We start from the raw sequence: 12,695 nt of genomic DNA, 5'->3' as shown, positions 1-12,695 counted from the left end.
GGAGACCAGGTCTCCCTCGGGGAGGCCGAACCATAGACATCAAGACCCATGGAAAAGAAATTCAAACGCGAAACCCTGTGCGTTCAGGGTGGATGGCAGCCTAAAAAGGGAGAACCCCGCGTGCTGCCCATCTACCAGAGCACAACCTTCAAATACGAGACCAGCGAACAGATGGCCCGTCTGTTCGACCTAGAGGATAGCGGCTACTTCTATACCCGTCTGCAAAACCCCACCAACGATGCCGTAGCGGCCAAAATCGCCGCGCTCGAAGGCGGTGTGGCCGGGATGCTCACCTCTTCCGGACAGGCTGCCTCGTTCTACTCCATCTTCAACATCTGCTCGGCCGGCGACCACTTTGTCAGCGCTTCGGCCATCTACGGCGGGACGTTCAACCTCTTTGCCGTGACCATGAAGAAGATGGGTATCGACGTGACCTTTGTCGACGGCGACGCTCCGGCCGAAGAGATTGCCAAGGCTTTCCGTCCCAACACCAAAGCGCTCTTTGCCGAAACCATCGCCAATCCCGCACTCAACGTGCTGGATATCGAGAAATTCGCCCAGGTCGCCCATCAGCACGGAGTGCCGCTGATTGTCGACAACACCTTCCCCACGCCCATCAACTGCCGCCCGTTCGAATGGGGCGCCGACATCGTGATCCACTCCACCACCAAATACATGGACGGCCATGCTGCCGCTGTGGGGGGAGCTATCGTTGACAGCGGTAATTTCGACTGGGAAGGTCATGCCGACAAGTTCCCCGGTCTGACCGCTCCCGACGAGTCGTACCACGGGCTGACCTACACCAAAGCCTTCGGCAAGGGTGCCTATATCACCAAAGCCACTGCGCAGCTGATGCGCGACCTGGGATCCATCCAGTCGCCCATGAACGCGTTCCTGCTCAACACCGGGCTGGAAACGCTTCACCTACGGATGCCGCGTCACTGCGAAAACGCGCTGAAGGTGGCCGAATACCTTGCTTCGCGCACCGACAAGGTGGCCTGGGTCAACTATCCCGGCATGAAGGGTAGCAAGTACTATGAACTGGCTCAAAAATACATGCCTAACGGTACGTGCGGCGTGCTGACCTTCGGTCTGAAGGGCGGCCGCGACGAGTCGATCCGTTTCATGGACAGTCTCCAGTTGGGGGCCATCGTGACCCACGTGGCCGACGCCCGTACTTCGGTGCTTCACCCGGCCAGCCATACGCATCGCCAGTTGACCGACGAACAGTTGATCGCAGCGGGTGTAGCTCCCGATTTGATCCGCTTCTCGGTCGGTATCGAAGACGCCGATGATATTATCGCCGACATCGAGCAGGCCCTGGCTAAAAGCGGGAAGTAGTATTATTCTTGGATTTGAGCAGGAGCCACAGGAAAATCATTTTCCTGCGGCTCCTGTGTATTTTGTGACGATCTATCCGTATGGAACCGTCCCTTTCTTGAAAGAAAGGGACCCAAAGAACTTTTCGGCGGATGCTACGCATCCTAAACGGTGGGTCATCGTAGGGTAGAGGCTGCCATCTCAAAAGTTTTTGGTGCCGCTTTTTACAAAAAGCGGCAGTCGCATACGGAACGCAAAAACACTGCGGGGTGGTCTAGAACAACGGGGTAGTATCAATAAAGTAGACCGCTAAATTGGTGTCTTCCAAAACATTACCACCTCGCTTTTCTCTGTGGAAAAGCGAGGTGGTAATACTATATTCTCTTTGTTTGAAACGGCTTGGCTTATGCCGCTACGAACAGGATCAGTAGCTGTGCCGTCAGGATGCGGAGGAACATGGTGAGCGGGTAAACCGTAGCGTAACCGACGGCGGGTAGGTCGTTACCGGCCAGTGCATTCGAGTAGGCCAGTGCGGGCGGGTCGGTCATACTTCCGGCCAACAACCCGGCCAGCGTAAAGTAGTTGACTTTGTAGAAGAGTCGTCCGATTATGCCCACCAGCAGCAGCGGAACCATCGTGATGATGACGCCGTAGCCGATCCATTTGTATCCGCCGCCATCGACAATCGTTTCGACGAAACCTTCGCCGGCTCCCAGCCCGACGCCGGCCAGGAAGAGGGCGATGCCGATTTCACGCAGCATCAGGTTGGCACTCATGGTCGTATAGGTGACCACTTTGTATTGGGGACCGAAGCGGCTGATCAGGATCGAGACGATCAGCGGGCCGCCGGCCAGCCCCAGTTTCAGCGGTTGGGGGATGCCGGGCAGCATGATCGGGATGCTGCCGAGGAGTACGCCGAGGAAGATGCCGACAAAGATCGGAATCAGGTTCGGTTCGCGCAGACGGCGCATCGAGTTACCCAGGACTTTGGTGGCTTCGGCAACGCCGGTCTCGGTACCGACCACGGTCACTCGGTCACCCATCTGGAGCTGGAGGTGCCGGTTGGCAACCAGGTCGACGCCGGCACGGTTCACGCGGGTGATGTTGATGCCGTAGAGGCTGCGCAGTTTCAGGTCGCCGAGCCGTTTGCCATTGAGCTCGGGCTTGGTGATCATCACGCGGCGCGAGATGAACTGGCTGTCGAGTTTTTCCCAGGCCGAGAAGTCCATGTCGATCTTGTGGCCGAGGAATGCGACCAGCGCCTCTTCGTCTTTGTGGGCGGCGATGACGAAGAGTTTGTCGCCGAGGTTCAACACTGTCGTGTTGCTGGCGATTTCGGTGCGGCCGGTGCTTTGGTGGCACACGCGCGATACGACGAAGGTACGGTCGATCAGCCCGGAGATTTCGCCGACGGTGCGGCCGGCAATGGTCGGGTTTTCGAGTACGATCGAGAGGCGTTGTGCGCCGGAATCATCCTGATCGCCATGGTTGGCTGCGGCGGCTTCCTTGTCGAGTTTGATGCGGAAGAAGACGCGGATGGCCATGATCGAGACGATGATGCCGATCACGCCGAGGGGGTAGGCGACGGCGTAGCCGAGCGGAATCGAGGGATCGTTGATGCCGGTCATGTCGCTATAGGTTTGTTGAGCGGCACCGAGCCCGGGGGTGTTGGTCACGGCCCCTGAGAGGATCCCGACCATCGTGGTGATGGGGATGCCGGTCACCACGTGCAGGATGTAGGTGATGACCACGCCGAGGAAGACGATGGCGGTGGCGAGCATGTTAAGGGTCAACCCGCCCTGCTTGAGCGAGGAGAAGAAGCTCGGGCCGACCTGCAGTCCGATCGAGTAGACGAAGAGGATCAGGCCGAACTCTTTGACGAATTGCAGGGTCGAGGGGTCGATGCGCATGCCGAAGTGGCTCAGCGCGATGCCGACGAACAGGATCCAGGTGATCCCCAGCGAGATGCCGGCGATCTTGATCTTGCCGAGGGCGATCCCGATGGCGATCACCATGGCGATCAGCAGGATCGAGTGGGCGACTCCTCCGCCGAAAAATAGGTTATTAATCCATTCCATAGTTTTTACAAGGCTAAACGGAGTTGCAAAGGTACTCTTTTATTTAATTTTTAAGAAATCTTGATAATGGCTTCATTTTTCAAAATCGGTGTAAAAAAGGAGTTTCCCGGAACGAAAACCGCCCCGGTGGAGGTTGAAGGTCCATCGGGGCGGGAAAAGGTGTCGGTGTGTGAAGCGGTTTAGTAGAGGTATTTGTCGTACCAGTTTACGTGGCGTCCGGTGCTGACTTTGCCGCTCTTGAGCACTTTGCCCATTTTGAGTTTGATACCGGCCATAACCATACCGGTGTATCCGTAGCCGCCTTCGACGTAGAAGCAGAAGTTGCCTTTGCCCATTTCGACACCCACGGGTGATACCTGGTAGGCGAGTACGGCTTTGTTGGTCTGGTCACCGTCACACGATACGTAGCGGGTGCCGATACCTGTGCCAATCCCGGCACGGGTGTAGATCGAGATCCAGTTGTTACGCATCCAGTTGATGCGTAGGTTAGGAAGGATCGTTATCCAGTTGTCTTTCTGGTAGCCGGAGACATCCTGTACGCCACCGAGGATGCACTCCTGCCAGCCCTTGCTGTGTGAATAGACGATCGGGATGTTGAGCTCGAGCCATGGGGTGATTTCGTAGTTGAAACCGAGGCTGACGGTTCCGAAGCAGCTGGTGATATCTCCCTGCGGGAATGTCTGGCTTTGGGCGTTGTTGTAGACGAACGGGAAGCGTTTATTGGCGTAGCTGTTGTAGGAGGTGACGGGTGAGTAGCCGTATCCCACGGTAATGGCGATGCGGCTTCGGCGTACCTCCTGAGGTTGCACGTAAACTTTCTTTCCGGTAGAGTCGGTGATACGCGGGGTGAACGGAGTGATGGTACGTCCGCGTTGGGCATAAGCCTCGCCGGCTGAGAACAGGACGCCGGCCAGTACGATCCATAATAGTTTAAGCCTCATAATCTACACGTGTTTGATGAGTGAATAAATACGTTCGGGCTTGGGCCTTCCGAACTGTTCCGAAGAGACTCTGCGGATAAAACCGACGCTTTTTCAACGTGTCTGTTTTATACAATAAGGTCCTCATGCAGTCCTTGCGGATGAAGCCATGAACGAGCATTATGCTCTCCAAAGTTAGTGCATAATTTGAATTCTCAAGCATATTTCGTAATATTGTCTATATTTTGGCTGCATTTCCCCATGATTAGACCTGTAATCCCCCTGTTTTTGCTGGCATTATGTGTCGGCCCGGCCGTGGCGCAGGAGACGACGCTGACCCTCGACGCCTGTCGTCAGGCGGCCGTGACCCACTCTCCGTTGACTGCGCGGCAGGCACTGGCCGGCGAAAAACGTGAGGCCCGCGACCAGGCCGTTTCATCGTCGCTGATCCCGCAGCTGGAGCTGAACGCCCAGGCCAGCTACCAGAACGATGTGCCGACCTTCCCGGATGACCTGCCCATTGCCATCACCTTCGACCTGCCGCGCGACCAGTACAAGGCGACCGTCGACCTCTCGCAGGTGATCTACGGCGGTGGCAGCGTCCGCAATACCAAACGGGTCAACGAGGCGACCGAACAGGTCGAGACCGCTTCGCTCGAGGTGCAGCTCGACCGTCTGCGCGACCGGATCAACGATATCTACATGAACATCCTGCTGGCCGACCGACAGCTGGCCGTCAACACCCTGATGCGTCAGACCCTGGAGGCCGACATGAAGGTCGTCGCCGCGCAGATTGCCCACGGCACGGCCACCGGCGGAGTCCGTGCATCGCTCCAGGCCCGGCTGCTCGAACTCGACCAGCAGCGAGCCGAATTGCTTGGGACGCGGAGCAAACTGACCGATGCCCTCGCAACCCTGACCGGGCTGACCATCACCGAAAACACCCCGCTGGAGGTGCCGATCGTACCCGGGACCCTGCCCGGCGAGAGCGACATCTCGAAACGGACCGAATTTACCCTCTTTGCCCGTCAGCAGGAGCAGCTCGACATGCAGGACAAACTGTTGAACAGCAAATCCAACCCCAAACTGTCGCTCTTTGCCAGCGGCGGGTATGGCCGTCCCGGTTACAACTTCTTCGACCGCGACTTTGCCCTGATGGCGATTGGGGGGCTCCGTTTCAACCTGCCCCTGACCGGATGGGACGCCACGCAGAAAGAGAAACGCGCCAATCGGGTGCTAAGCCGCGACATCGATCAGCAGCAGCGTGATTTCGAACGGAATACCCGAATCGAAGTCGACCAGTACGTCACCGACATCGAGAAGCTGCAGGAGATCACCGCGCTGGATCCGCAGATCGTGGCGGCGCGCACCGACGTCCGGCAGCGGGCGTTGGCCCAGCTCAAGGGCGGCGTCATTACCGATTCGGAGTACCTGACCGAATTCAACAACGAGGCGACTGCACGCATCAACGCCGAGATCAATGCCCTGCGTCTGGTGCAGGCATGGCTCAAGTACGACGCCGCACGTGGAATTTACAAATAACAGACCGTCAACCAAGAATCGAGAGATACTATGAAACGCATCCTGTCCATCGGAACTGCCGCTTTGCTGGCAGCCGGCAGCTTCAGCTCCTGTGACCGGGGGCTCGAGCCCGACGCCTACGGCAACTTCGAAGCCGTCGAGGTGATCGTCTCGGCCGACTGCAACGGCAAACTGCTGGAATTCAATATAGACGAAGGTTATAAACTCCACCGTGGCGAGATCGTCGGGTGGGTCGATACGCTGCAACTCGTCCTGCAGCGCAACCAGCTTCAGGGCGAAATCGCCGTGTTGCGAGCCCAACTGCCCGAGAAGGAGATACAGCTCGACGTCGTCCGCGAGCAGCTGGCCAAGACCCGTCACGAGCTGAACCGCTTTAAGGCCCTTGCCGCCGAAGACGCCTCGACGGCCCAGCAGGTCGACAACCTCGCATACGACGCCCAAGTGCTCCAGAAGCAGATCGAAGCCCAGGAGTCGAACCTCGATATCCAGACCCGCACCCTGCTGGCCCGCATGGAGCCGCTCCGTCAGCAGATCCTGCAGGTGCAGGACCGCATCGATAACGCCTACGTCACCAATCCGGTCGAAGGGACCGTGCTGGCCAAGTATGCCGAGCAGCACGAACTTGCCTCGATCGGCAAACCCCTGTACAAGGTGGCTAACCTCGACACCTTGATTCTTCGGGCCTACATCGAGGAGCCGCAGCTCGCCTCCGTGCAGGTCGGGCAGCAGGTTCAGGTGCGTGTGGACAGCACCTATGCCGGTACGACCTCTTTCACCGGACGGATAGGCTGGATTGCCGACAAGGCCGAGTTTACACCCAAAGTGATTCAGACCCGCGGTGAACGGGCCAATCTGGTTTACGCCCTCAAGATTTACGTTCCCAACCCCGGAACGCTCAAGATCGGGATGCCTGCTGAAGTCTATTTCGGGCAGCCCGCGGCGAAGTGACGTCCCGTTGCTGAACGGGTGTCCGAGCAGGTGATCATGGAGGATACGATAGAAAGTGTCGATTAGCGACGCACAAGATACGAAGTGAAGTAGGACGAACGCGCAGGATGCGAAGAACAGGATAGTGACGCGCAGCAGGCGAAGAGAGTAGGATAAATGCGCAGCAGGCGGAGCATGCGGACAATGAGAAAGCCCTGTTCGAGGCGGTGTTGTAAGGCTGGTGTCCGGTGCCTCCCGGCCGGAGAAGTCGCGAAGCAACGATCACACGATGGATAACGTATCATCTCCGGATGCTGTCGAACCCCGAACCATTTTATTACCCCATAAGCCCCTACTATTCCTAAACCGTAATGAAAAAACTGACTCGTCTGAAAACGTTGATTTGTGCCGCGTGGCTGGCTGTTTCGGCCGCAGGCCCGCTGCACGCCGGTGAAAATGCCAAACCCTTTGTTGTTCCCGAACTCAAGCAGTGGACGGCCGGAAGCGGTGAATTTACGCCCGGAGCCAAAACCCGGATCGTCTGCGCATCGGAGGACCCCGAGGTGCAGCGTGTGGCCCGCATGTTGGCCGACGACTACGCCACGATGTTTGGCACGACCCTCAAGGTGGCGCAAGGTCGGGCAGCGGCTGGCGATATTGTGCTCGCCCTCGGCCAGGCGGACAAAACCCTTGGCCAGGAGGGTTACATGATTCAAACCTCCGACCGGGTGGAACTGTCGGCTCCGACCGCTACCGGGCTCTACTGGGGGACCCGCACCCTGCTCCAGATTGCCGAGCAGAGCGACACGCGCGCCATTCCGCAGGGGACGATCCGCGACTATCCCGACTACCCCCTGCGCGGCTTTATGATTGACTGCGGCCGCAAGTATATCCCCATGACCTACCTGCGCGACCTGGTCAAGGTCATGGCCTACTATAAGATGAACACCCTGCAGGTGCACCTGAACGACAACGGGTTCAAACAGTTCTTCGGCCACGACTGGAACCGTACCTATGCCGCCTTCCGGCTCGAATCGACCACCTTCCCCGGACTGACCGCCCGGGACGGTTCGTACTCCAAGCAGGAGTTCATCGACTTCCAGCACGAAGCCGCCGACCGGTTCGTGGAGATCATTCCCGAGATCGACGTACCCGCCCACTCGCTGGCCCTCTCGCACTACAAACCCGAGATCGGTAGCAAGGAGTACGGCATGGATCACCTCGACATCTTCAACCCCGAGACCTACCGCTTTGTCGATGCCCTGTTCAAGGAGTACCTCGAGGGCGATCAGCCCGTGTTTGTCGGCAAACGCGTCCACATCGGTACCGACGAGTACTCCAATGCCAAGAAAGAGGTGGTCGAGAAGTTCCGCGCCTTCACCGACCACTACATCCGGCTGGTTGAAAGCTATGGCAAGCAGGCCATGCTTTGGGGGGCGCTGACCCATGCCGACGGCGATACGCCCGTCAAGGCCGAAAATGTCGTGATGGGTGCCTGGTACAACGGTTATGCCGACCCCGCCACGATGATCGAAAAGGGTTACCAACTGGTCAGCATTCCCGACGGACTGGTCTACATCGTACCCCGTGCCGGATACTACTATGACTATCTGAACGAACCCTACCTCTACGAAAACTGGACCCCGGCCCATATCGGCAAGGCCGTTTTCGAAGAGCAGCACCCCTCGATCCTCGGCGGCATGTTTGCCGTGTGGAACGACCACGTCGGCAACGGTATCAGCGTCAAGGATATTCACCATCGCCTCTTCCCCGCGATGCAGACTCTGGCCGTGAAGATGTGGACCGGAAAGAGTGCCAGCCTGCCCTACGCCGAGTTCGACCGCCAGCGTGCCGGGCTGAGCGAAGCCCCCGGCGTCAACCAGATGGGGCGGATCGGACGTACCCCGGGACTGGTCTACGAGCGTGCCGAAGTCAAGGCCGGCAGCACGTCGGACTATCCCGAAATCGGGTACAACTACACCGTCAGCTTCGACATTACCGGTGCCGAAGAGCAGCCTGGAACGGTGCTCTTCCGCTCGCCCAACGCCGTGTTCTACCTGAGCGATCCGGTGCGCGGCATGATGGGCTTCTCGCGCGACGGCTATCTCAACACTTTCCCCTTCCGTGTGAATCCCGGCGAGAAGGTCAACGTCTCGATCGAGGGAGATAACGTCAGCACCACCCTCAAGGTCGATGGCCGGGTGATCGAGAAGATGGACGTTGCCAAACAATACTTCAACGGCGGACGCGATTCGATGAACTACGTTCGCACGCTGGTGTTCCCGCTGGAGCAAGCCGGCGAATTCAACAGCCGGGTCGAAAACCTGAAGGTGTATAACTACTGTCAGGATTAGCCCTGCTTCCCGGCCGCGCCGCCGGGGTGCTCCGCCTGCTTGAGGAAGGTGAGCAGCGCACTCCGTAAGAGTCTTTTTTGAAAAGTCATTTTTGACGGGGTGCCGATGAAGCGTACTTTTGCAGGGCCGTTCCGCCGGAGGATTGTTCCTTCGGGGCCGTTTTGCTGGTGAGACCTTTCATCGCAGGGCGTTTGCCGGGGCATTCCGTCGGAGAATCGTTTTGCCGGAGTGCCCGGCCTGAGGGAATTGGTGCCGGAGTGAATCGGTGCAAAGGGGATTGGAACCGGATGGGATCGGTGCCGGGGCGGAACCCTGTGCGGGGCCGCACCGTTGCAGGTTCCGAAACACGAAACAAAACCAACGAAGAGACAGGATCGTATGATCGAAGCCGAAGGGATATCGAAAAAACGGGGCGAGACCCTCGCCCTTGACAACGTGTCGCTCCACGTGCCTCGCGGAAGCATCCACGGGCTGATCGGTGCCGACGGGGCTGGGAAAACCACCCTGTTCGACATCCTTGTGACGCTGTTGCGGCCCGACAGCGGTACGGCGACCGTCGGCGGCTACGACATCCTCCGCCAGTGGCACGAAGTGCGGAATACGGTCGGCTACATGCCCGCCGTTTTTTCGCTCTACGGCGACCTCTCGGTCCGCGAAAATCTCGAATTCTTTGCCCACATCTACCGCCAGCCCGTGGACAGCATCGGGACGCTTGTCGGCGACATCTGGGGGCAGATCGAACCCTTCGCGTCGCGTCCCGCCGCCAAACTCTCCGGCGGGATGAAGCAGAAACTCGCCCTCTGCTGCGCCATGATCCACAACCCCGACGTGCTGATGCTCGACGAACCCACGACCGGCGTCGACCCCACATCGCGCAGCGAATTCTGGGCCGCCCTGCGCCGTTTGGCCGACCAGGGGAAGACGGTGCTCGTCTCGACCTCCTACATGGACGAGGCCGCCAAGTGCGACCGCATCACGCTGCTCCATCGCGGTGCGGCGCTCGATACGCTTGCGCCCGCGGAGGTCACCCAACGCTACCGCGGAACGCTGTACGAAATCAGTGCCGCCGACCCCGCCCGGAACAGCCGCCTGCTCCGTCTGCTGCGCGACTGGTCGCTCAGCGGCAACTGCTACACCTTCGGCGACCGGATCCACCTGGGGGTCAACCTGCCCGGCATGCGTACTGAGACCGTGGTCAGCTACCTGCGCGGTCAGGGCATCGACACCTCGCTGGTCGGCATCAGCCCCGTGCGCCCCACGGTCGAAGATTTCTTCATTCAACTCACCTCCGGCGCCGAAACGACCGAGAGTTTGCAAGACGATAACCGATAGAGAACCATGGAAGAGCGGAACATCATCGTAGAACATCTGAGCCGGCGGTTTGGCGACTTTACGGCTGTCGACGACCTGACCTTTGACGTCGGCCGCGGCGAGGTATTCGGTTTTCTCGGTGCCAACGGAGCCGGAAAAACCACCGCCATCCGGATGCTTTGCGGCCTGCTCAAACCCTCCGCCGGTCGGGCCGAAGTGGCCGGTTTCGACGTGGCGCGCCGTCCCGAACAGGTCAAACGGCGGATCGGATACATGAGTCAGCGGTTTTCGCTCTACGACGATCTCACCGTCAGCGAAAACCTCCAGATATTCGGCACCATCTACGGCCTCTCGCGCACCGTGCTGCGTGAGCGTATGGCCGAAATGTTCCGCAAACTGGAGATGGAGCCGCTCCGCGACCACTTTGTCGGGAGCCTGCCGCCCGGCTGGAAACAGAAAATCGCCCTTTCGGCCGCCATGCTCCACCGTCCCGAGGTGCTCTTCCTCGACGAGCCGACCGGCGGAGTCGATCCGCTGGGACGCCGCCGTTTCTGGGAGTTGATCCTCGATGCCGCCGCCGGCGGAACGACTGTTCTGGTGACCACCCACTACCTCGACGAGGCCCTCTATTGCAACCGGACCCTCATTATGGCCGACGGGCAGATGAAAGCCCTCGACCGGCCGCGCACACTGATGCGCGAGTATGGAGCGCGCGACATGGACGACCTCTTCGGCAAGCTGACCCGCCGGGCCGCCCTGCCGCAAACCCCCGCGACAGACCCTGCGAAAACGGAGAACGGATTATGAAAAACAGTATCTTTCTGAGTTTCGTCACCAAAGAGTGGCGCCACATTCTCCGTGAGCGGCGGACACTGGTCATGCTTTTCGCCATTCCGCTGGCGCTGGTGCTGCTGTTCGGCTATGTGATCTCCACCGACATCGACCATACTCCGATTGCCGTGCTCGACTCCTCGCACGGTGATCCGCTGGCCCGTCGGCTCGTGCAGAAACTGACCGCCGCCGACCAGTTTCGGGTGGTCGATGACGTCCGCCGCGAGGCCGATATCGACGCCGCCTTCAAAAAGGGGATTGTCAAGATGGTGGTTGTCATTCCGCCCGACTTCGGGTCCGATGCCCGGCGGCTGGGCGGTGCCACCGTGCAGCTTGTGACCGATGCCTCGGACCTGAATATCGCCACGACCATCATCGGTTACGCCTCCGGAATCGTGGCTGATCTCAATGCCGAGATCAACACAGCTGACGGGTTGTCGGCGGCCGATGCCGCACCGCTTCGTACCAACGTCCGGATGATGTATAACCCCGAATTGAAGTCGGCCTACATGTTTGTTCCGGGGGTGATCGCCATGATCGTGATGATCGTTGCCGCCATGATGACCTCTGTGACGCTGGCCCGCGAAAAGGAGACCGGTACGCTGCGGCTGCTCACCGTTTCGCCCCTCAAGGCGCGCACCATCGTGCTCAGCAAGGTGTTGCCCTATTTCGTGCTGACGGCCATCAACACAACCCTTATCATGCTGCTCGGCACGCTCGTCTTCGGAATGCCCTGCTACGGGTCGATCTGGGGCGTCATCCTGCTTTGTGCCCTCTTTATCCTCGCTGCCATCGGACTCGGCATTCTGATTTCGTCGCTCGTCAAAACCCAACAGTCGGCCCTCACTTCGTCGTTCCTGGGGCTGTTGTTGCCAACGATGCTGCTGTCGGGTTTTATCTTCCCGCTGGCCAATATGCCCGTGGCGCTGCAATGGGTCTGCCAGGTGGTTCCCGCAACGTGGTTCATCGAGGGAATCAAAGGGGTGATGCTCAAGGGACAGCCGCTGGTCGACCTCTGGCTGCCGCTGGTCGTTCTCGGCGGAATGACCCTCGTGCTGATCGGACTTGCACTCGGGCTCTTCGTGCGTCACGCCCGTCCCAAAAAATAGACTCTCTTGGGCGGTTCCCGTTGCCCGATTGGCCGTTGTTGCCGGGTGTAGAGCACGGGGCGGCTGTTTCCCCGAAAGTGTGCTTCCTGTTTTTCCCCGAAGGGTGACTGTTGGCATCATGCCGGGGTGTTCCGATTGCCCGACAGCCATTCACAGCGGGTGGCCGGTGTTAAATTCATGTAAAATTTCGGGTTCTTTTCCTCCAGCGCTCGTCGAAGCGTGCGGCGACCCCGGAAAAATCTGTATATTTGTTCGTTTATTGGCATCGAATGGCCCGACGCGTCGGTAGTCAAGGAGTCGTGT

9 protein-coding genes are annotated in these 12,695 nt (G+C 59.1%); 7 read left to right on the top strand and 2 right to left on the bottom strand.

Features of this window, described 5'->3' with window-relative positions; genetic code table 11:
* The first annotated feature begins 48 nt into the window (after positions 1–48).
* Entirely contained in the window at positions 49–1,341 is a 1,293-nt protein-coding gene (locus BQ5379_RS06345; RefSeq protein WP_071134662.1) for an O-acetylhomoserine aminocarboxypropyltransferase/cysteine synthase family protein, read from the top strand.
* A gap of 383 nt (positions 1,342–1,724) precedes the next feature.
* Here the strand turns inward: BQ5379_RS06345 and BQ5379_RS06340 are convergent, their stop codons facing one another.
* Together BQ5379_RS06340 and BQ5379_RS06335 are read right to left on the bottom strand one after the other, a co-directional pair.
* Complete coding sequence (locus BQ5379_RS06340) at positions 1,725–3,398, bottom strand: putative transporter (protein WP_071134661.1); 1,674 nt, start codon at positions 3,396–3,398, stop codon at positions 1,725–1,727.
* 179 nt (positions 3,399–3,577) lie between these two features.
* Entirely contained in the window at positions 3,578–4,339 is a 762-nt protein-coding gene (locus BQ5379_RS06335) for a hypothetical protein (RefSeq protein WP_071134660.1), read from the bottom strand.
* A 267-nt stretch (positions 4,340–4,606) separates the two neighbouring features.
* On the opposite strand from BQ5379_RS06335, the gene BQ5379_RS06325 reads away from it, so the two are divergent.
* From BQ5379_RS06325 to BQ5379_RS06295, 6 genes are all read left to right on the top strand, one after another.
* Entirely contained in the window at positions 4,607–5,860 is a 1,254-nt protein-coding gene (locus BQ5379_RS06325) for a TolC family protein (RefSeq protein ID WP_071134658.1), read from the top strand.
* A gap of 30 nt (positions 5,861–5,890) precedes the next feature.
* Entirely contained in the window at positions 5,891–6,808 is a 918-nt protein-coding gene (locus BQ5379_RS06320; protein ID WP_071134657.1) for an HlyD family secretion protein, read from the top strand.
* Between the two features lie 350 nt (positions 6,809–7,158).
* On the top strand, positions 7,159–9,141 hold the full coding sequence (locus BQ5379_RS06315) for a family 20 glycosylhydrolase (protein WP_071134656.1): 1,983 nt from the start codon (positions 7,159–7,161) through the stop codon (positions 9,139–9,141).
* 378 nt (positions 9,142–9,519) lie between these two features.
* Positions 9,520–10,473: an ABC transporter ATP-binding protein gene (locus BQ5379_RS06305; RefSeq protein WP_071134654.1), complete on the top strand. Its 954-nt coding sequence runs from the start codon at positions 9,520–9,522 to the stop codon at positions 10,471–10,473.
* Positions 10,474–10,479: 6 nt separating this feature from the next.
* The gene (locus BQ5379_RS06300; protein WP_071134653.1) at positions 10,480–11,259 is read left to right on the top strand and encodes an ABC transporter ATP-binding protein; all 780 of its coding nucleotides are present in this window, start codon (positions 10,480–10,482) and stop codon (positions 11,257–11,259) included.
* Positions 11,256–12,392, top strand: coding sequence for an ABC transporter permease (locus BQ5379_RS06295; protein WP_071134652.1), 1,137 nt, complete (start codon positions 11,256–11,258; stop codon positions 12,390–12,392). The genes BQ5379_RS06300 and BQ5379_RS06295 overlap by 4 nt, the downstream gene beginning before the upstream one ends.
* The last annotated feature ends 303 nt before the right edge of the window (positions 12,393–12,695 follow it).

It is taken from the genome of Millionella massiliensis (genome assembly GCF_900104655.1).
GTDB classification, from domain to species: domain Bacteria; phylum Bacteroidota; class Bacteroidia; order Bacteroidales; family Rikenellaceae; genus Rikenella; species Rikenella massiliensis.
Note: the sequence above shows the minus strand (reverse complement) of the source record. Positions and strands in the feature narration are given on the sequence as shown.

What these genes read in the sequence shown, in the direction of transcription:
- BQ5379_RS06345 (WP_071134662.1), top strand. Translation starts at nt 49, where the DNA reads ATGGAAAAGAAATTCAAACGCGAAACCCTGTGCGTTCAGGGTGGATGG.
- BQ5379_RS06340 (WP_071134661.1), bottom strand. Translation starts at nt 3,398, where the DNA reads ATGGAATGGATTAATAACCTATTTTTCGGCGGAGGAGTCGCCCACTCG.
- BQ5379_RS06335 (WP_071134660.1), bottom strand. Translation starts at nt 4,339, where the DNA reads ATGAGGCTTAAACTATTATGGATCGTACTGGCCGGCGTCCTGTTCTCA.
- BQ5379_RS06320 (WP_071134657.1), top strand. Translation starts at nt 5,891, where the DNA reads ATGAAACGCATCCTGTCCATCGGAACTGCCGCTTTGCTGGCAGCCGGC.
- BQ5379_RS06315 (WP_071134656.1), top strand. Translation starts at nt 7,159, where the DNA reads ATGAAAAAACTGACTCGTCTGAAAACGTTGATTTGTGCCGCGTGGCTG.
- BQ5379_RS06305 (WP_071134654.1), top strand. Translation starts at nt 9,520, where the DNA reads ATGATCGAAGCCGAAGGGATATCGAAAAAACGGGGCGAGACCCTCGCC.
- BQ5379_RS06300 (WP_071134653.1), top strand. Translation starts at nt 10,480, where the DNA reads ATGGAAGAGCGGAACATCATCGTAGAACATCTGAGCCGGCGGTTTGGC.
- BQ5379_RS06295 (WP_071134652.1), top strand. Translation starts at nt 11,256, where the DNA reads ATGAAAAACAGTATCTTTCTGAGTTTCGTCACCAAAGAGTGGCGCCAC.